Genomic DNA, 18,681 nt, shown 5'->3' with positions numbered 1-18,681 from the left:
ACCGCGCTCCGCGCGGTTGTCCTCAAGCGCCGGACAGGCTGACTTGTCAGCCTGTCCGGCGCTTGAGGACGAGCGGCGAAGCCGCGAAAAGGGGGTCCGGGGACTTGCCCCCGGGAAGCGGCGAAGGGGCGGGACCGGGGCCCAACTCCCCGACCACACACCGTAACCTCGAACACCCCCCTCGAAACCCTCACCGTAATCTCACTCACTTGTGTGAGGATACGACCACGCTCCGCGTTGGTAAGTCTTCCCGAGGCACACCCATGCCGACATCGCACACCGCCAGGCAACCCGGGAAGGCACGCACATGTCCGTAGCCGAAGAGAACCGCACCGAAGAAGACCGTCCGCAGCAGAGCCTCGGAACGGCCGCGGCGCGGAATCTGGCGACGACCACCAAGTCCGAACCCCAGATGCAGGAGATCACCTCCCGGTGGCTCCTGAAGATGCTGCCGTGGAGCCACATCCAGGGCGGTACCTACCGGGTGAACCGGCGGCTCGCCTACACGGTCGGCGACGGCCGGGTCACGTTCATCAAGACGGGAGACCGCGTCGAGGTCATCCCCGCCGAACTCGGCGAGCTGGCGGCGCTGCACGGGTACGAGGACGCCGAGGTGCTCAACGAGCTCGCCCGCCGCTGCGAGCAGCGCGAGTACGGGCCGGGCGACATCCTGGCGACGAAGGGCCAGCCCATCGACGGGGTCGTGCTGCTCGCGCACGGCCGCGTGGAGAAGGTCGGCGAGGGCCCGTACGGGGACGACGCGGTGCTCGGCGTGCTCGCGGACGGCGATCACTTCGGCGGGGACGCCCTGCTCGCCTCGGACGGCACCTGGGAGTACACGGCCCGCGCCGCGACGGCCTGTACGGTCCTGGTGCTGCCGAAGCTGGCCTTCGACCAGGCGGTGGAGCGCTCGGAGTCGCTCCGCGGGCACGTGGAGCGGGTGCGCTCGCTGCCGGCCCAGCGGACCAACAAGTACGGCGAGAAGGAGATCGAACTCCGCGCCGGCCACCGCGGCGAGGCCGACATCCCGGCGACGTTCGTCGACTACGAGGAGCACCCCCGCGAGTACGAGCTGAGCGTGGCGCAGACCGTCCTGCGCGTCCACACCCGCGTCGCCGACCTGTACAACCACCCGATGAACCAGATGGAGCAGCAGCTCCGGCTGACCGTCGAGGCGCTCAAGGAGCGCCAGGAGCACGAGCTCATCAACAACCGGGAGTTCGGCCTCCTCAACAACTGCGAGTACGACCAGCGGCTCCAGCCGCACGACGGCGTCCCCAGCCCGGACGACCTGGACGAACTGCTCAGCCGCCGCCGGGGTTCGAAGCTGTTCCTGGCGCACCCGCGGGCCATCGCGGCGATCGGGCGGGAGTTCAACAAGCGCGGGCTGGTGCCCGAGACGATCGACATGGGCGGCCACCGCATCCCGACCTGGCGCGGGGTGCCGATCTTCCCTTGCAACAAGATCCCGGTCACCGAGGCGCGGACGACGTCGATCATCTGCATGCGTACCGGCGAGGCCGAGCAGGGCGTCATCGGGCTGCGGCAGGCCGGCATCCCGGACGAGATCGAGCCGAGCCTGTCGGTGCGGTTCATGGGCATCAACGAGCAGGCGGTCATGTCGTACCTGGTGACGGCGTACTACTCGGCGGCCGTGCTGGTGCCGGACGCGCTCGGGGTGCTGGAGAACGTCGAGATCGGCCGGTGGCGCTGACCGACCCGGCCCCGGTCCCGGCCCCGACGGGGGTCCGGGGCCGGCGGGAGCCCCCGGGCCCCGCCCGGTGACGTGCCGCCGCCGCGCCGCGCCGGGCCGCCCGCCGCCGGTCCGGCCGCCGCCACGGCCGAGGAGCCGCCGACGGCCGCCCGGCCCGTCGGCAACAGGAACGTGCCGGCCGCCGCCACGGCGCGGACCGGACGAGGAGTCTCGCAGTGACCCAGCCCTTCACCCTGCCCGCCTTCTACCTGAACCACCCCGCCCGGCTCAACCCCCACCTGGAGGAGGCACGCGCCCACGCACGGGAGTGGGCCCGCGGGATGGGCATGCTGGAGGGGTCGGGCGTGTGGGACCAGGCGGACCTCGACGCGCACGACTACGCCCTGCTCTGCGCCTACACGCACCCCGACTGCGACAGCCCGGCGCTGTCGCTGGTCACCGACTGGTACGTGTGGGTGTTCTTCTTCGACGACCACTTCCTTGAACTGTTCAAGCGGACGCAGGACCGCGAGGGCGGCCGCGCCTACCTGGACCGGCTCCCGGCGTTCATGCCCATGGACCCGGCCGCCGCCGTGCCGGAGCCGACGCATCCGGTGGAGGCGGGCCTGGCGGACCTGTGGGCGCGCACGGTCCCGCACATGTCCGCCGACTGGCGTGCCCGGTTCGCGGAGAGCACCCGGAACCTGCTCGACGAGTCGCTCTGGGAGCTGTCCAACATCAACGAGGGGCGGATCGCCAACCCCGTCGAGTACATCGAGATGCGCCGCAAGGTGGGCGGCGCGCCCTGGTCGGCCGGGCTGGTGGAGTACGCGGCCGGCGCCGAGGTGCCGGCGTCGGTGGCCGGCACCCGCCCGATGCGGGTGCTGTCGGACACGTTCGCCGACGCGGTGCACCTGCGCAACGACCTGTTCTCGTACCAGCGCGAGGTCGAAGACGAAGGCGAACTCTCCAACGGCGTCCTGGTGTTGGAGACGTTCCTCGGCTGCGGGACGCAGGAGGCCGCCGAGTCCGTCAACGACCTGCTGACATCGCGGATGCAGCAGTTCGAGCACACGGTCGTCACCGAACTGCCGCAGCTCTTCGCCGATTACGCGCTCGGCCCCGACGGCTGCCGGGCGGTGCTCGCCTACGCCAAGGGCCTCCAGGACTGGCAGTCCGGCGGTCATGAGTGGCACATGCGCTCCAGTCGTTACATGAACCAGGAGGCGGCCCCGAACGGGCTGCCCGGGCCGACCGGTCCCGGTACGTCCGGCCTCGACCTCAAGCACCTGTTCGCGGCGACGGGCACCCGGCGCCTCCGCTCCCTCACCCACGTCCCCCACCAGCACGTCGGCCCGTCCGAACTGCCGGACTTCGACGTGCCGTGCACCCTACGGCTGAGCCCGCACCTGGACCGCGCCCGGCCGAACGCCGTCGAGTGGGCCCGGGAGATGGGCATGCTCGCCCCGCAGCCGGGGGTGCCCGCGTCGTACATCTGGGACGAACGCAAGCTGTACGGGTACGACTTTCCGCTGTGCGCCGCGGGCCTCCACCCGGACGCCACCCCCGAGGAGCTCGACCTGGCCTCGCAGTGGCTGACCTGGGGCACCTACGGCGACGACTACTATCCCGTGGTCTACGGCCGCCCCCGCGACATGACCGGCGCCAAGCTGACCCACGCCCGTCTCCTCGCCCTGATGCCCCTTGACCTGGCGGGTGCGCCCGTACCGCTGACCGCCCTGGAGCGCGGCCTCGCCGACCTCTGGGGGCGCACCGCCGGGTCGATGGACGCCGCGGGCCGCTCCCAACTGCGGGACGCCGTCGAAGTGATGTGCGAGAGCTGGCTGTGGGAGCTGCAGAACCAGGCCGAGCACCGCGTCCCCGAGCCCGTCGACTACATCGAGATGCGCCGCGCCACCTTCGGCTCCGACCTCACCATCGCGCTGTGCCGCGTCGGGCACGGGCGCGCCGTGCCGGACGACGTCTACCGCAGTGGCACGGTCCGCTCCCTGGAGAACGCGGCGATCGACTACGCGACGCTGCTCAACGACGTGTTCTCGTACCAGAAGGAGATCGAGTACGAGGGCGAGGTGCACAACGCCGTCCTGGTGGTGCAGACGTTCTTCGGCTGCGACCGGCGGGCGGCCCTCGCCATCGTCGACGATCTGATGCGCGGCCGGATGAACCAGTTCCGGCACGTGGCCACGCACGAGCTGCCGGTGCTGTACGCGGACGCCGGGCTGGGGCCGGAGGCGCGGGAGGCGCTGGAGGGGTATGTGAAGGAGCTGGAGAACTGGCTGGCGGGGATCCTCAACTGGCACCGCGGGTGCCGGAGGTACCGCCAGGAGGATCTGGAGCGGAACTTCCGTTACCTTCCGGTGCCTGAGCCGTCCGCGTTCCTGCCCGCCGTCCCCTGGGGGGCTTCCCGCTGACCGGCGGCGGGGGCGGCCGGCGGCGCCGTCCCGCCCCCGCCGACGGTTCACACCCGGTCCACGATGCCCGCCTTCCCGGCCTCCCGCGCGCAGTGGGCGCAGCAGTACCACTGCCCGTCGGCCTCCACGCCGTGCCCGATGACCCGGACGCGGCAGTGCTCGCAGATCGGGGCCATGCGGTGGATGGCGCAGGAGAAGGAGTCGAAGGCGTGCCGGGAGCCGTCCTGGGTCTCGACGAAGAACGCCATGTCGTAGTCGTTGCCGCAAACTTCGCACTCTGCCATGCGCCGCATGCTCCGGAGTGCGGTGGACGCTGGCAAGCGCCCGGCGGGCGCGTCGAACGGGCTGCACCCGCCCGGCGGAGCGGGCGGCCGACGCCGAGCGGCCGGCTCAGAGCTCCAGCCGGTAGCGGTACCACCGCTCGGCCGGCCGCAGGCCCGCCGCGGCCAGGGCCTCGGCGGTGACCGGGTCGCCGTGCTCCTGGACCTCCAGCAGGGCGGTTCGCGGATGGTCGCGGCGGAGCCGGGCGACGAGTTCCGCGATCAGGCAGGCGACGGAGGGGCCGTCGGCCGCGGCGCCCCGGAAGACGATGTCGACCAGCGCCTCCGTGCCGGCGATCACGGCGGTGGCCTGGGCGGCCGTGCGGCCGGCGGGGGTGAGGAGGTCCAGGGTGAGGTGCGGGAGCGGCGGGAGGTCGCGCAGCACCTCGGCGGCGTCGCGCGGGGTGTAGGGGCGTCCGGTGACCTCGGAGTAGAGGCGGGCGTGCTCCGCGAGCAGGCCGGCGGCGGCCGGGACGGTGACCTGACGGACCGTCACCTGCGGGAGTCCGGGGGGCCGTTGCCAGTCGGCCAGGGGGGCGGGGGTCGTCCAGCGGCCGCCCGGCTCCTCCTTCGCTTCGGCGCCCAGCTCCGCCGCGACGCCGTCCCCGTCCGTGCCGGTCCACTCCAGGGCCGTGAGCCCGCCGGCCGCCGCCCTGCGGGCCGCGCCGCGCAGCAGCCGGCCGGCCGTCTCCCGCTCCTCGGCGGTGGCGGCGCGCCGGCCGTGGACGCCGGTGGTGAGGCGTTCGCGCTCCCGGGAGACCAGCAGCCACTGGACGTCGGCGGCGTCGCCCCCGGCGGCCGGCGGGTGGACCTCGGCCCAGCCCAGCAGGCGACCGTCGGGGCGGCGGGCGACGACGGCCCACGCCGGGCGGTCGGCGGCATCGCGACCCAGGTCGGGGACGGGCATCGGCAGCCCGGCGTAGAGCTCCCCGTACAGGCGGACGTCGACATCCGTGTCGTCCTGGTACGCAACGTATTCGACCGTGATGCCCATGCGCTGTGCTCTCTCGCTCATGCCCGGGGTACGGGCCCGGCGGCACCCGCACTCGAACTATTGTGCTCGATGTTCCCTCCGTACCCGTGAAAGGACCCCCGTGCGCCTCGCACCCGCCGCCGTGACCGCCGCCCTCCTCGTCCTGGCCCTGCCGGCCGCGACCGCGACCGCCGCCGAGGCCCGGCCGGGCGCGGGGGCGCCGACCGCGGCCGTGCGCGCCGTGCCCGGGGAGGCCGTCCGGATCACCGAGGGCCAGGTGCGCGAGGCCGCCCCCGGCACACCGCTGCTGTACCCGAGCGTCACCAGCTGTCTGACGGTGACCGTGCGGCTCGCGGGCGGCGGCCTGGTGGGCGCCCACGCCAGTCTGTTCCAGGTGCCCGGCGAGCTGCGCTCGGACGCGATCCTGCCCGCCCTACGGGCCCGGATCGGCCACCGGCCGGTGCGGTCCGTGGAGGTCAAGGGGGCGCTCGGCGCCTGGCACCCGGGCTATCTGACCAAGGCCGTCGAGGCGTACGGCCCGGACGAGCGGGTCCCGGTGCCCTCGGGCCCCGACGCCGAGGGCGTGGCGCGGGCCGTGGCCCGGGGGCTGGGGCAGCCGCGTGCCGTGGTCGCGGTGGCGGACGTGCCGGACGGGGACCTGCTCGTCCGGTGACCTCGGCAGAGGTGCCGGAGGGGACCGTCCGGTGACCTCGGTGACGTGCCGGACGGGGACCTGGCCGTCCGCTGACCCCGGCAGAGGTGCCGGAGGGACCGTCCGGTGACCTCGGTGACGTGCCGGACGGGGACCTGGCCGTCCGCTGACCCCGGCGGGCCCCCGTCGTACGCCGCTCCCCCGCGCCCGGGTGGGCCGGCGGCCGGATCCGAGGGAAACTGGAAGGACCGGCTCCGTTAGGACCGGGGTCCGGGGCACGCGTCGTGCCCCCGGGCCGGCCCCTGACAACACCACGCACGTTCCTTGCCTCACCCGCTCGCGCGGCGCTCGCCGCGCGCGTCCCGTGAGCCTCACGCGACCCAGGTCACCGGGTGTGCCGCCGACCACCGGGGCAGACGCCGGGACGTCCGGCCGGGAGCGCGGGGCTTCCGGCCGAGCTGTCCGGGAGGTGCGTCATGGCAACGGTCGAACAACGTTCCGACGGCGCGGGGGGTGACTCGGGGACGGTGACCACGTCCGTCCCGGCACGGCTGGACCGGCTGCCGTGGTCGCGGTGGCACTGGATGGTGGTCATCGGCCTCGGCACGGTGTGGATACTCGACGGCCTTGAGGTGACCGTCGTCGGCAACATCGCCTCCCGGCTGTCCGAGCACGGCAGCGGCCTCGACATCTCCTCCGCCCAGGTGACCGGCCTCGCCGCCGCGCTGTACGTGGCGGGCGCCTGTGTGGGCGCCCTTTTCTTCGGCTGGCTGACCGACCGGCTGGGCCGCAAAAAACTCTTCATGCTGACGCTCGCGGTGTACCTGGCCGCGACCGCGATGACCGGACTGTCCTTCCACTCCTGGTGGTTCTTCCTCTTCCGCTTCCTCACCGGCTGCGGCATCGGCGGTGAGTACGCGGCCATCAACTCCGCGGTGGACGAGCTGATACCGGCCCCCTACCGGGGGCGCGTCGACCTCATCATCAACGGCAGCTTCTGGATCGGCGCCGTGGGCGGGTCGCTGCTTTCGGTCCTCATGCTCGACACCGCTCTCTTCCCGGCCTGGCTCGGCTGGCGGCTCACCTTCGGTCTCGGCGTGGTCCTGGGCCTGGTGATCCTGCTGGTCCGGCGGAACGTCCCCGAGTCGCCCCGCTGGCTGTTCATCCACGGCCGCGGCGAGGAGGCGGAGGAACTGGTCGGCTCCATCGAGCGACAGGTCGCCGCCGACACGGGCCGCCCCTGCGAGCCGGTCGACCGGAAGATCACCATCCACCGGCGCGGCAGCGTCGGCTTCCTGACCATCGCGCGGACTGTCTTCCGTGACTATCCCCGCAGGTCCGCGCTGGGCCTGGCCCTCTTCATCGGCCAGGCGTTCCTCTACAACGCGATCACGTTCGGCTTCGGCTCGATCCTCACCGACTTCTTCTCGGTGCCCTCCGGTCACACGGGCTATTACTTCGCGGTCATCGCCTTTGTGAATTTCCTCGGCCCGCTGCTGCTGGGGCGCCTCTTCGACACCGTCGGCCGGCGGCCGATGATCACGGGCACCTATGTGCTGAGCGGTCTGCTGCTGTTCGGCACCGCCTGGCTGTTCGGCCGGGGTTCGCTGACGGCGGCCACGATGACGGCGTGCTGGTGCGTGGTGCTGTTCTTCGCCTCGGCGGGGGCCAGCAGCGCCTACCTGACGGTGAGCGAGATCTTCCCGATGGAGACGCGCGCGCTGGCCATCGCGTTCTTCTACGCGGTCGGCACGGCCGCCGGCGGCATCACCGGCCCGCTGCTGTTCGCCAAGCTGACCGGCTCCGGGGTGGTCGGCGACACCGTGCTGGCGTTTCAGATCGGCGCGGCGCTGATGACGGTCGCGGGCGTGGTGGCGGGCTTCCTCGCCCTGCCCGCCGAACGCCGTTCGCTGGAGGACATCGCCACCCCGCTCACGGCCGCGACCCCGGACACGGGCGCCCCGACCGGCACTCCCTGACGCCCCGTCACGGCCGCTTGACCCCGGCCGGGCGCTGAGGCCAGGCCCGCACGCACACCACCGCGTGCGGGCCTTCGGTTTGCCTTCGCACCCGTCCGGCTCCTGACGCACCCGGTTTTCGAGAGTCAGATCACTTTCAGAACACTTGTTTTGACATGCGCACGCCGCCATTGTGTTGCCCGGCACTCACCCCCCGGACACCCCGTGCCACCAGCCTGATCCGCGTTTCCCCTCCACCCACCTCCCGGGAGCGTCCCGCATGCGTCTCTACGCGCGTCGAATATCCGTCACCGCCGGCCTCGCCGCCCTGGCCGGCGCGATCGTCCTCAACGGGCCGAGCGCCCAGGCCGCGCCGCCCGCCCCGGTGGACGCCGCCACCGCGCGTTCCTACGTGGACGCGCTGACCGTCCGCCCCGAGGGCACCCTCGACGGTTACAGCCGGGCCCAGTTCCCGCACTGGATCACCCAGCACGGGGAGTGCAACACCCGCGAGGTCGTCCTCCAGCGCGACGGCCAGGACGTCGAGCAGGACGACCGCTGCGCCGCCGTCGAGGGCACCTGGTACTCCCCTACGACGGCGCCACCTGGCACGACGCCTCCGACGTCGACATCGACCACGTCGTCCCGCTCGCCGAGGCGTGGCGCTCCGGGGCGAACACGTGGACCAAGGCCGACCGGCAGAAGTTCGCCAACGACCTGACGCGCCCCCAGCTCATCGCCGTGACCGACCGCGTCAACCAGGCGAAGGGCGACAAGGATCCGGCGAAGTGGATGCCCCCGCGCGCCGACTACGCCTGTACGTACGTGCGCATGTGGGTCACCGTCAAGCACGACTACAAGCTGACGGTGGACAGCGCCGAGAAGAACAAGCTGGCGGCGGTCCTCAAGGGCTGCTGACCCGGAACGCCCCTCCCCCGGGCCCGTCGCCCCTACCCGGGCGGCGGGCCCGCCACCGTCCGCGCGATGTCGAGGGTGAGCCGCTGCCAGGGATCGCGCGGGTCGCGGCCGGTCAGTTCGCGGATCCGGCGCAGCCGGTAGCGCAGGGACTGCGGGTGCAGCCGCAGGCCGCGGGCGGCGGCGGTGGCGGAGCCCGTGTCGAGGTACGCGGTCAGCGCCTCCAGCAGGTGCCGCTGGGCGGGCCGGGCGAGCGGGCCGAGGACCAGGCGGCCGATGTGCTCCGCGTCCGTGGCCGGGTGCCCGGCGAGCAGCGCCAGCACGTGCGCGTCGGCGTCGGTGAGGATCCGCCCGGAACGGTGGGCGTGCTCCGGCGCGGTGGCGAGGGCGCCGGCGGCGAGGCGGTGGGCGACGGCGATGCGGTCCAGGCCCTCGCCGGTGATCGCGCAGCCGCGCAGACCGCGTTCCCGCAGCACCCCGGGGCCGCCGGGGCGGCGTCCGCGGGGAGCAGCAGCACGGTTCGGGAGCCCTGCGCGGTGGCCAATGGGGTGCCGGCGGCCGGGCCGGTGAGCACGGCGAGCAGCTCCGCCGGGTCGGCCGGGTCCTCGTCCTCGCGCGGCACGACGACCAGCAGGCAGTAGGGGTACGGCAGTTCGACGCCGAGGCGGGCGGCCCGGTCGGTCACCGCGCCGACGGACGCGTGCCGGCCGGCGATCAGGTCGTCCAGCAGCAGGCGCAGCGCCTGCGCGCGGTCGCCCGCGAGCCGTTCGCTGGTGGCGGTGTAGGAACCGGCCATCACCTCGCACAGGGTGTCGAGGGTGGTGAGGAGCCGCCGGGTGAGGGCGAACGCGTCGGCGGCGGCGGAGGGGGCGGCGCGGGCCGCGATCTCGTCCACCAGCACGGTGGCGGCGACCCGGTAGGCCCGCAGCACGGCCGGCAGCGGGCGGCCGTCGGCGGCCCGGGCGGCCGCGATGCCGCGGAAGCGGCGCAGGTCGGCGGGGCCGATGTCGCCGTCGACGGTCCACAGGTGCAGGAAGCGCTCCAGCGCCCAGGCGGCTATGGCCCGGACCTCCCCGCGGCGCCCGTCGTCCAGGTCCGCGTAGGCGGGGACCCGTTCGTGCACCGCGTCGACGACGGCCTCGACGACGCGGGGGTCGGCGACCAGCTCCCGGCGGATCCGCTCGCGTTCGTTCGTCACCCCGTGATGGTCGCAGTACTCACCCCGTGCGCACCACCGTGGACGGGGCACGTCGCCGCCGTGAGGATCGCTGCCGGAACGCAGCGGTTCCACGGACGGGAGGCGGGACGGACCCATGGCGACCACGCCGCGCTGGGCGGACTACCAGTACGAGATCTACCTGAACGGCCTGTCGGGGGCGGTGCCCCGGCTGCCGGCCGACCCGAGCCGGCTGGAGGAGCTGGTCGAACGGCGGCTCGGCGCCGGCCCGGCGGGGTACGTGATCGGCGCCGCGGGCAGCGGGAGCACCGCCCGCGCCAACCGCGCCGCCCTCGACCGGTGGCGGATCGTGCCGCGGATGCTGCGGGACGTGGCCGAACGCGACCTTTCCGTCGAGCTGTTCGGCCGCCGGCTGCCGGTGCCACTGGCGCTGGCGCCGGTCGGCATCCTGTCGATCGCGCATCCGGACGCGGAGCCGGCCGCGGCCCGCGCCGCCGCCGCGCGCGGCGTCCCGTACATCCTGTCGTCGGCGTCCAGCACGCCGATGGAGCGGGTCGCCGAGGCGATGGGCGACGCCGAGCGGTGGTTCCAGCTGTACTGGCCGAAGGACCGCGAGGTGGCCCGGAGTTTCCTGGCCCGGGCCCGGGCGGCGGGCTACACGGCCCTGTTCGTCACCCTCGACACCCCGCTGCTGTCCTGGCGCCCCCGCGACCTGGACCAGGCGTACCTGCCGTTCCTGCACGGGGTGGGCACCGCCAACTACTTCAGCGACCCGGCGTTCCGGGCCGGGCTGGCCAAGCCGGTGGAGGAGGACCGCGAGGCGGCGGTCCGGCACTTCCTCGGGATGTTCTCCGACGCCGGGAAGACCTGGCCCGACCTGGCGTTCCTGCGGGAGCACTGGGACGGCCCGATCGTCCTCAAGGGCGTGCTGCACCCGGACGACGCGCGGGCCGCCGCCGACGCGGGCGTGGACGGCGTCGTGGTCTCCAATCACGGCGGCCGGCAGGTGGCGGGCGCGGTGGCCGCCGCCGACGCGCTGCCCGGCGTGGTGGCGGCGGCCGGCGACCGGCTGACCGTGCTGTTCGACAGCGGGGTGCGCACGGGCGACGACGTGTTCAAGGCGCTCGCGCTGGGGGCGCGGGCGGTGCTGCTGGGCCGGCCGTACGTGTACGGGCTGGCCCTGGACGGGCAGGCCGGCGTGGACCACGTCATCCGGTGCCTGCTCGCCGAGTTGGACCTGACCCTGGCCCTGTCCGGGCACGCGGGTCCGGCCTCGCCGGGCCCGGCCGATCTGGTGCGGGAGGCGCTGTGAGCGAGCTGAGGAACGTCCTGGCCGTGGTCTCCCCGCACGTCGGCGGGCGGGCGGCCGGCGCCGCGCTCGCCGGCCTGTTCCCGGGCCGGGCGCGGGTGACCGTCGTGGAGGCGGCCGACGAGGACCCGGCCGCGCTGCGCGAGGCGCACGTCGTCATCACCGGTCTGGGGCCGGTGACGGCCGCGCACTTCGCCGCCGCGCCCGCCCTGGAGCTCGTCCAGTGCGCCAGCCACGGCTACGACTACGTGGACCTGGAGGCGGCCCGGGCGCGCTCGATCCCGGTCTGCACCATCGGTTCCAGCACGGCGGAGCGGCAGAACGTGGCCGAGCAGACCTTCGCCCTGATGCTGGCCCTCGCCAAGCAGTTGGTCCCGGCGCACACCGCGCTCGCCGAGGGGGACTGGGCGCTGCCGCGCCTCCAGTCGTCCGTCACCGAGCTGTCCGGCAAGACGCTGGGCATCGTGGGACTCGGCACGATCGGCACCGAAGTGGCCCGCCGGGCGGCCGCGTTCGACATGCGGATCGTCTACAGCGGGCCGGAGGCGGCCCCGCCGGAGACCGAGGCCCGGCTCGGTGCCCGCCGCGTCGACCTGGACGAGTTGCTCCGCACCTCCGACTACGTCACGCTGCACGCGCCGCTCACCGACGCCACCCGGCACCTGCTGGACGCCGGGCGGCTGGCCCTGCTCAAGCCCACGGCGTTCGTGGTGAACACGGCCCGCGGCGCCCTGATCGACCAGGAGGCGCTCGCCGACGCGCTGGAGGCGGGCACGCTGGCCGGCGCCGGGCTGGACGTCTTCGAGCCCGAGCCTCCCCCGGCGTCGCTGCGGCTGCTGCGCGCCCCCAACGTGGTCCTCTCCCCGCACGTCGCGGGCGTCACCCGGGAGACGCTGGTGCGCATCGCGCTCGCCGCCGTGCAGAACGTTCTGGAGCACTTCGAGGGCAAGCCGCCGCGGGACGTGGTCTCCTGAAGTCCCTTTCCACGACCGGAGGTTCCGACATGCACCGAAGAACGGCCCCGCGTGGCCGCTTGGTCCGCGCCCTGCTGTGCGGCGTCCTGGCGCTGCTGCCCGCGTTCGCGGGCGGCGTCGCCGCGGCGTCGCCCGCGAACGCCGGGACCGTGGCGCAGGCGTGCGGCACGGACACCACGGCCCTCGGCCGGCCCGACCGGCCCGTCGCCGGGTCACTGGTGTCGGCCGTCCGCGCCGACGGCAGGACCGAGCAGTTCCAGCAGTTCTACGACACCTCGACGATGGGCGGACTGCCCTTCGTCTGGCACCGGTCGCAGGACGAGCCGGGCGGCGCGTACGGCGACTGGGAGCGGGTGAGCGCGACGCCCGTCGGGCCCAAGCTGTACGAGGTGGACGCGGTGGAGAACTCCGCCGGCGGGCTGGAGGTGTTCTTCGCCTCCTACGGCGGCTTCTGCCACACCGTGCTGCGCACGCCTGACGACGCATGGCCCCCGGCGGAGAGCTTCGAGCTGGCACCGCCTCCGTACCACGGCGGTCTGACCCTCTTCAAGGACCGTGACGGCCGGCTGCACGCCTTCGCCGCGAGCCGGTCCACCGGCGCGGCCATGGAGGTGCGCAGCCAGTACGCGACCGCCGACGACCGGTGGGGCGGGGTGCGTGCCACGGGCCCGGTGCCGGAGAGCAGCGTGGGGCTGAGCGCGCCCTCGTCCGTCACCCAGCTTCCCGACGGCCGGCTGCGGCTGGTCGCCCGGGAGTGGAACCGCGACCGCTTCTGGACGGTCACCGAGCGGGAACCCTTCCTGGCCTGGGGGCCGTGGCGGCTGTGCGCGGACGCGAGCTGCTCCTGACGGCCGGACTCCGGCCGGTTTTCCCCGCCCGCCGACGTCGTCGGACGCCGGCGCACGGCGGATGATCCGGGGCGAACCGGGCCGTGGCGGTGGCGGGTTCGGACCGGGGGCGCGCCCCGCCCCGTAGGCGGCGCCCGCGGCGCGTCCTAGCCTCGCCGTATGGCGATGAACCGCTACCACCGCTTCTACTGCCGGTCCCGGCGCTGGGCCCGGACCGTCGAGGAACGGCTGCTGCCCTGGGCGCTGAACGGTGTGCCGCTCGGTTCCGACGCCCTGGAGATCGGCCCGGGGTACGGCGTCACGACGGACGGGCTGCTGCACCGGGTGGACCGCCTGACGCTCGCCGAGGTCGATCCGTCCGCCGTCGGGCGGCTGCGCCGCCGCTACGGCGGACGGGTCGACGTCGTCCACGCGGACGGCGCCGAACTGCCCCTGCCGGACGGTCGGTTCCACGCGGTCACCTGCTTCACGATGCTCCACCACGTGCCTTCGCCCGAACGGCAGGACCGGCTGTTCGCGGAGGCCCGCCGGGTGCTGCGGCCGGGCGGTGTCTTCGCGGGCTGCGACGCGCTGGACGGAACCGTCTTCCGTCTCCTGCACCGGGGCGACACCTGCGTCCCGGTGCCACCGGACACGCTGGCGTCCCGGCTCAGGGCGGCGGGCTTCGACGAGGCCCAGGTCAGCGCCGGAAAGGGAAGATTCCGCTTCCGGGCGTTCGCGGGCGGCGGGTGAGCCGGTGGCGGGTGAGCCGGTGGCGACGGGTCGCCTACTTCAGCTTGTACTCACACGGCTTGTTGCTCTTGCCGTCCTGGTTGTCCGCGACCTTCTTCCCGTCGACGAGGATGGTGCACGACGCGGCGCGCAGCATCCCGTTCTCGGCCTGCGACGATCCGGGGACCACGCTCACCAGCCGGCCGACCTTGCGCTCCGCGCCCTCCGGCGCGATGGTGGCGGTCCTCTTCCAGGGCAGGGTCACCTGCTGCGCGCCATTGCCGTCGAGGTTGTAGTAGATCTGCGTCGTGCCCTTGCCCCGCACCTCCAGGGTCACCTGGTGGGACGCCCCCTTGTCGGCGCCCTCCTGGGGCTCGGCCTTCGCCCCCTGTGACGCGGACGCGCCCTTGTCGCCCTTGTCGTCGCTCTTGCCCCCACCACCGCAACCGGCCAGCAGTGCGGCGGTCGCGACCGTGACGACGGCCATGACTGTCTTGCGCATGTCTCCTCTTCCGACGGCGTCGACCCGGGCGGACGGCCCGGACCGGCCGTCGATCATATGCCCGACGCGCGGGGCGGCCCCGGCCGGGCGGGCGCCCCGCCGTGGCGGGGCGTCACAGGTGGCGGCTCAGGCACACCAGGTCGGGCTCGAAGCCCAGCTCCCGCCAGAGCCGCTGCCCGGCACGGTCGCCGACGGGCGACAGGAAGCGGACGGTTCCGGCGTCCCGGGCCCGGAGCAGGTCGACCGCGGCCTCCGCGAGGGCTCGTTCGACACCGCGGTCACGCTGCCCGGGCATGACGTACAGCGCGTCGATCTCGCCGACGATGCCGGGGAGCAGCCCGTCTCCGGCGTCGATACGGCCGTTCACGAAGCCGGCGATCCGGCCGTCCTCCACCGCCACCAGGCAGAAGGCGTCGCGGTGCCACGCGGACACCGCCAGCATGCGGGCCAGGTTCCGGCGGGCGGGCGCGGCGAGCGGGCCGCCGCCCTCGGTCTCCCGGCACATCCTGTCCCACAGCGCGCCGACCGCGCCGCCTTCGTCTTCGTGGATCCGCCTGATCTCCATGGTCGTTCCTTCCGTTCCGTACGGGCTGGGGGCACGTGGGAGCGGAAGGGCCGGCGGGGCGCGCGGCCGAGGGGTGCGGTGGTGTCGTCTCCAGCGTCAACCCGGCATGCGGGTCATGGTTGTCGGCCGGCGGGCGCGGGGCAAGCGGTTTTCCCGCGGGGCGGGTGGCGGCGCGCGTCAGCTCTCGCGGAAGCCGTCGCGCAGCAGGGAAAAGGCGTGGTCGGCGTCGGCGACGGCCTCGGGGTGGACCTCGTCGGCCGAGCGGCCCGTGACGATGCGTTCCCAGTTGGCCAGGGCGAGGGTGCGCCGGGTGGCGACCAGCTGGCCGGCCAGCAACCGGGCGGTGATCTCCGGCCGTTCGGTGTCCAGCGTCTCGCGGAGGGCCTCCGCCAGGGCCTCCTCCTCGCGGGCCAGGTACTCGCCCATCCGGGCCACCAGGGTCGGCGTCGAGCGGATGAGGCCGTGGAAGGCGAGGACCTCCGCGGCGTCGTTGAGGCCGGTGATGGGGTCGCGGGCGTCCAGGCGGGCGCGGAAGTCGCGGTGCAGGGCGTCCAGAACGGAGGTGCCGGGGCCGCGGCCGCGGACGATGTCGGCCGCCTCGGTCTGGTGGTCGGCGAACCGGTGGACGACCAGGTCCTCCTTGGTCGGGAAGTACCGGAACAGCGTCGGCTTGGAGACCTCGGCCTCCGCCGCGATGTCCGCCACCGAGACCCCGTCGAAGCCGTGCCGGAGGAACAGTCTGATCGCCGTGTCGGAGATGGCCGCCCGCGTCCGCTGCTTCTTGCGCTCCCGCAGGCCCGTCGATCCGTCCATGCGGCCACCCTAGCACGCACGTTACCAGGGAACTCAACTGACCAAGTCCATAATGTGACCCGGTAATCCATTTCCCGGACCCGCCCGTCGCCGCCGACAATGGCGCCCATGGAGCTGCGCGGGGAGAGGGTCGTGCTGCGACCCGCCGGGAACGGGGACGCCGTGATCCTCGACAGGATCGTCCGGGAGCCGGCCGTCGCACGCTGGTGGTCGCCGCCGGATGACTACACGGACATGCTCGCCGTCACCCTCGGCACCCCCGGAGGCGAGGTCGTCGGGGCGATCCGGTACGACGAGGAGACCGATCCGGAGTTCCGGAGCGCCGGCATGGACATCTTCCTGACGACGGCTCACCACGGCGAGGGCCTCGGCACCGACGCCCTCCGCACGCTCGCCCGGTGGCTGATCGGCGAGCGCGGACACCACCGGCTCACCATCGACCCGCTGGCCGCCAACACGGCCGCCGTCCGCTGCTACACCAGGCTCGGTTTCCGGCCGGTCGGAATCCTGCGCGCCTACCAGCGCGACCACCGCTCGGGGGCCTGGCAGGACGCCCTGCTCATGGACCTGCTCGCGGACGAACTCACCTGAACCGCCTGATTCACGCGCCCTCCGCCCCGCCCTGACAGCGCGGGCACCAGTACGTCGGCCGTTCCCTGCCGGGCTCGCCCTGGTCCGCGAGGCGGACCGGCCCGCCGCAGCGGCGGCAGGGGCGGCCGGCCCGGCCGTAGACCCAGAGCCGGCGGTCGGGGTGGGGGTCGGCGGTGGTGATCCGGGCGGAGCGGTCCTTGTTGACGTCGAGGAGCTTCCGGGCCAGGGCCGGCAGCCGGGCCGGCGACGGCACCCGTTCCATGGGCAGCCACGGCGAGATCCGCAGCATGAAGCAGATCTCGGACTTGTAGACGTTGCCGACGCCGGCGAGGTTGCGCTGGTCGAGCAGCGCTTCGCCGACGGCCCGTTCCGGGTCGGCGAGCAGACGGCGGAGCGCCTCCGCCGCGTCCCAGTCCGGGCCGAGGAGGTCCGGCCCGAGGTGGCCGACGACGGTGGACTCGTCGCCGGTGCGCAGGAGTTCGAGTACGGGGAGGCGGTAACCGACCGCGACGTGGCGGTCGTTGGCGAGGACGGCGCGGATCCGGTGCTCGGGACCGCCGGGCCGGCGTTCGCCGGCGGCGTGGACGCGCCAGGAGCCCTCCATGCCGAGGTGCGAGTGGAGGGTGAGTCCACCGTCCACCCGCAGGAGCAGGTGCTTGCCCCGCGACACCGCCTCGACGACGTCCCGGCCGGCGAGGTCGGCCGTCGCCAGGGCGGGGACGCGCAGGTCGCTGCGGGTCAGCGTGGTGCCCGCCAGAGCGCGGTGGAGGCGCCGCGCGGTCCGCCAGACGGTGTCGCCCTCGGGCATGCGGCGCCTCCCACGGCGTACGGTCCCTCAGTCGCGGGACAGCGGTGTCTTGAGGGACACCCGGCCGCTCACCTCCTCCGGCACGGTGTCCTCCACCCAGGATGCGGCCCGCCCCGCCGTGGCGTCACCGGTGGCGGCGAGGTGGGAGAGCCGCTGGGTGACGCCCGAGGCGGCGGGAGCGGGGGCGGCCGTCGGGCCTTCGGCGGCGTACGCGGTGGTGGTCGCGGTGGCGAGGCCGCCGGAAAGGAGGAGCAGCGACCCGGCGGCGATGCGCGACATGATGCGGTTGTTCATGCCGTGCCAACGAGCCACCGGGGACAAACGACACGAACGCCGCCTGACGCCCGTTCCACCCCTCACTCCGCGTGTCGGAGCTTGTCCGGATTCAGTACGGCGAAGACGGCGTGGATCCGGCCGTCGCGCACGTCGATCAGGACGACCTGGTCGCTGCCGCGCGCGGTGAGCCGGAGCGCGGGCTCGCCGTTGACCTCGATGAACCGCTGGGCGGTGATCTCGTACTTGGTCGCCAGCCCCAGCACGAACGCCGCCGCCTTGTCCCGGCCGAGGACCGGCCGCAGCGCCGCGCTGACCTTGCCGCCGCCGTCGCTCCATACCGTCACGTCGGCGCTCAGCAGGTCCTTCAACCCGGCCAGGTCGCCGCCGGCCGCCGCCTCCAGGAACCGGGTGAGCAGCCGCTCGTGCTCCTCGCGCGACGGCCGCGGCCTGGGCCGGGCGGCCGTGAGGTGGCCGAGGGCGCGCCGGTGGATCTGCCGGCAGGTCGCCGCGGAGGCGCCGACGACCTCGGCGATCTGCTCGTACGGCATCTCGAACGCGTCGCGCAGCACGAACACCGCGCGCTCCGGCGGAGTGAGCCGTTCCATCATGTGGAGGGTGGCGTAGGAGAGGCTGTCGCGCAGTTCGGCCGTGTCCAACGGCCCGGCCGCGTCCGTGGCGACGGGCTCGGGCAGCCACTCACCCCGGTACGCCTCGCGGGTGACGCGGGCGGAGCGGAGCTGGTCCAGGGCGAGGCGGGAGACGACCGTCGCGAGGAAGGCGCGCGGGTCGCGGACGGTCTCCCGGCCGGTGCGGGCCCAGCGCAGGTACGCCTCCTGGACCACGTCCTCGGCGTCCCACATGCTGCCCAGCATCCGGTAGGCGATCCCCAGCAGCAGGGACCGCTGCTCCTCGAACACCTCGTCCACGTCTCCCCGTTCCCCCGGCTCCGGCGCGCGGGGCGCGCGGGCCGGGCGGCTGCGGCGGCCGGGACCTCCCCGGACGCGGCGCGGCCAGGATACCGGCCGGTTCATACGACCGTACGGGAGCCGGCGGCGGGGACGGAACAGGGGCCGGATTTCCCGTCCGGCGGGGCCCGTCGGCCCCTGGCGGGCCGCCGCCGGGCCGCGCAGCGTGGGCGGCGGAACCACCCTTGATCTGCGGAGG

19 protein-coding genes and 1 pseudogene are annotated in these 18,681 nt (G+C 74.0%); 10 read left to right on the top strand and 10 right to left on the bottom strand.

Going from position 1 to position 18,681, the window contains the following annotated elements; genetic code table 11:
- The first annotated feature begins 307 nt into the window (after window positions 1-307).
- Together ACQEVS_RS32065 and ACQEVS_RS32060 are read left to right on the top strand one after the other, a co-directional pair.
- Window positions 308-1,714 carry a family 2B encapsulin nanocompartment shell protein gene (locus tag ACQEVS_RS32065; RefSeq protein WP_433026752.1) on the top strand — a complete coding sequence of 469 codons (1,407 nt, stop codon included), beginning with the start codon at window positions 308-310 and terminating at the stop codon, window positions 1,712-1,714.
- A 215-nt stretch (window positions 1,715-1,929) separates the two neighbouring features.
- Window positions 1,930-4,125 carry a terpene synthase family protein gene (locus ACQEVS_RS32060; protein ID WP_433026749.1) on the top strand — a complete coding sequence of 732 codons (2,196 nt, stop codon included), beginning with the start codon at window positions 1,930-1,932 and terminating at the stop codon, window positions 4,123-4,125.
- A gap of 47 nt (window positions 4,126-4,172) precedes the next feature.
- On the opposite strand, the gene ACQEVS_RS32055 is transcribed toward ACQEVS_RS32060, so the two are convergent.
- Complete coding sequence (locus ACQEVS_RS32055; RefSeq protein WP_185945181.1) at window positions 4,173-4,409, bottom strand: hypothetical protein; 237 nt, start codon at window positions 4,407-4,409, stop codon at window positions 4,173-4,175.
- Window positions 4,410-4,515: 106 nt separating this feature from the next.
- Window positions 4,516-5,460, bottom strand: a complete 945-nt coding sequence (locus ACQEVS_RS32050) for a hypothetical protein (protein WP_433026746.1) — start codon at window positions 5,458-5,460, stop codon at window positions 4,516-4,518.
- Between the two features lie 79 nt (window positions 5,461-5,539).
- Here ACQEVS_RS32050 and ACQEVS_RS32045 point away from each other — a divergent pair, with 79 nt between their 5' ends.
- The 3 genes and pseudogenes from ACQEVS_RS32045 (at window position 5,540) to ACQEVS_RS32035 (ending at window position 8,946) form a co-directional block, all read left to right on the top strand.
- A complete protein-coding gene (locus ACQEVS_RS32045) occupies window positions 5,540-6,091 on the top strand; it encodes a hypothetical protein (RefSeq protein ID WP_433026743.1) in 552 nt (183 codons plus the stop codon).
- A gap of 455 nt (window positions 6,092-6,546) precedes the next feature.
- Window positions 6,547-8,049: an MFS transporter gene (locus ACQEVS_RS32040; RefSeq protein ID WP_433026740.1), complete on the top strand. Its 1,503-nt coding sequence runs from the start codon at window positions 6,547-6,549 to the stop codon at window positions 8,047-8,049.
- A gap of 259 nt (window positions 8,050-8,308) precedes the next feature.
- Window positions 8,309-8,946, top strand: a pseudogene (locus ACQEVS_RS32035) (HNH endonuclease family protein).
- 32 nt (window positions 8,947-8,978) lie between these two features.
- Here ACQEVS_RS32035 and ACQEVS_RS32030 read toward each other — a convergent pair.
- Together ACQEVS_RS32030 and ACQEVS_RS32025 are read right to left on the bottom strand one after the other, a co-directional pair.
- Window positions 8,979-9,266, bottom strand: coding sequence for a helix-turn-helix domain-containing protein (locus ACQEVS_RS32030; RefSeq protein WP_433026737.1), 288 nt, complete (start codon window positions 9,264-9,266; stop codon window positions 8,979-8,981).
- The gene (locus ACQEVS_RS32025; RefSeq protein WP_433026734.1) at window positions 9,158-10,141 is read right to left on the bottom strand and encodes a hypothetical protein; all 984 of its coding nucleotides are present in this window, start codon (window positions 10,139-10,141) and stop codon (window positions 9,158-9,160) included. Before ACQEVS_RS32025 ends, ACQEVS_RS32030 begins: the two co-directional genes overlap by 109 nt.
- A 115-nt stretch (window positions 10,142-10,256) precedes the next feature.
- On the opposite strand from ACQEVS_RS32025, the gene ACQEVS_RS32020 reads away from it, so the two are divergent.
- The 4 genes from ACQEVS_RS32020 to ACQEVS_RS32005 all read left to right on the top strand — a co-directional run bounded on the left by ACQEVS_RS32020 (window position 10,257) and on the right by ACQEVS_RS32005 (window position 13,983).
- A complete protein-coding gene (locus ACQEVS_RS32020) occupies window positions 10,257-11,432 on the top strand; it encodes a lactate 2-monooxygenase (RefSeq protein ID WP_433026731.1) in 1,176 nt (391 codons plus the stop codon).
- Window positions 11,429-12,403, top strand: coding sequence for a 2-hydroxyacid dehydrogenase (locus ACQEVS_RS32015; protein ID WP_433026728.1), 975 nt, complete (start codon window positions 11,429-11,431; stop codon window positions 12,401-12,403). The genes ACQEVS_RS32020 and ACQEVS_RS32015 overlap by 4 nt, the downstream gene beginning before the upstream one ends.
- Before the next feature lie 29 nt (window positions 12,404-12,432).
- Entirely contained in the window at window positions 12,433-13,251 is an 819-nt protein-coding gene (locus ACQEVS_RS32010) for a hypothetical protein (protein WP_433026725.1), read from the top strand.
- Window positions 13,252-13,410: 159 nt separating this feature from the next.
- The gene (locus ACQEVS_RS32005) at window positions 13,411-13,983 is read left to right on the top strand and encodes a class I SAM-dependent methyltransferase (RefSeq protein WP_433026722.1); all 573 of its coding nucleotides are present in this window, start codon (window positions 13,411-13,413) and stop codon (window positions 13,981-13,983) included.
- Between the two features lie 34 nt (window positions 13,984-14,017).
- Here the strand turns inward: ACQEVS_RS32005 and ACQEVS_RS32000 are convergent, their stop codons facing one another.
- The 3 genes from ACQEVS_RS32000 to ACQEVS_RS31990 form a co-directional block, all read right to left on the bottom strand.
- Window positions 14,018-14,464 carry a hypothetical protein gene (locus tag ACQEVS_RS32000; RefSeq protein ID WP_433026719.1) on the bottom strand — a complete coding sequence of 149 codons (447 nt, stop codon included), beginning with the start codon at window positions 14,462-14,464 and terminating at the stop codon, window positions 14,018-14,020.
- A gap of 112 nt (window positions 14,465-14,576) precedes the next feature.
- Complete coding sequence (locus ACQEVS_RS31995) at window positions 14,577-15,029, bottom strand: GNAT family N-acetyltransferase (RefSeq protein WP_433026716.1); 453 nt, start codon at window positions 15,027-15,029, stop codon at window positions 14,577-14,579.
- 177 nt (window positions 15,030-15,206) lie between these two features.
- Window positions 15,207-15,842 carry a TetR/AcrR family transcriptional regulator gene (locus ACQEVS_RS31990; protein WP_433026713.1) on the bottom strand — a complete coding sequence of 212 codons (636 nt, stop codon included), beginning with the start codon at window positions 15,840-15,842 and terminating at the stop codon, window positions 15,207-15,209.
- 108 nt (window positions 15,843-15,950) lie between these two features.
- Between ACQEVS_RS31990 and aac(6') the strand changes: the two genes are divergently transcribed.
- Complete coding sequence (aac(6'), locus tag ACQEVS_RS31985; protein WP_433026711.1) at window positions 15,951-16,433, top strand: aminoglycoside 6'-N-acetyltransferase; 483 nt, start codon at window positions 15,951-15,953, stop codon at window positions 16,431-16,433.
- Window positions 16,434-16,443: 10 nt separating this feature from the next.
- Here aac(6') and ACQEVS_RS31980 read toward each other — a convergent pair whose 3' ends face one another.
- The 3 genes from ACQEVS_RS31980 to ACQEVS_RS31970 form a co-directional block, all read right to left on the bottom strand.
- Window positions 16,444-17,241 carry a DNA-formamidopyrimidine glycosylase family protein gene (locus ACQEVS_RS31980; protein ID WP_433026708.1) on the bottom strand — a complete coding sequence of 266 codons (798 nt, stop codon included), beginning with the start codon at window positions 17,239-17,241 and terminating at the stop codon, window positions 16,444-16,446.
- A gap of 27 nt (window positions 17,242-17,268) precedes the next feature.
- The gene (locus ACQEVS_RS31975; RefSeq protein ID WP_398273195.1) at window positions 17,269-17,535 is read right to left on the bottom strand and encodes a hypothetical protein; all 267 of its coding nucleotides are present in this window, start codon (window positions 17,533-17,535) and stop codon (window positions 17,269-17,271) included.
- A 62-nt stretch (window positions 17,536-17,597) separates the two neighbouring features.
- A complete protein-coding gene (locus ACQEVS_RS31970) occupies window positions 17,598-18,443 on the bottom strand; it encodes an RNA polymerase sigma-70 factor (protein WP_433026704.1) in 846 nt (281 codons plus the stop codon).
- Window positions 18,444-18,681: the final 238 nt, after the last annotated feature.

Origin of the sequence: Streptomyces sp. CA-181903 (assembly GCF_050937075.1) — a bacterium.
Taxonomy (GTDB): domain Bacteria; phylum Actinomycetota; class Actinomycetes; order Streptomycetales; family Streptomycetaceae; genus Streptomyces.
Note: the sequence above shows the minus strand (reverse complement) of the source record. Positions and strands in the feature narration are given on the sequence as shown.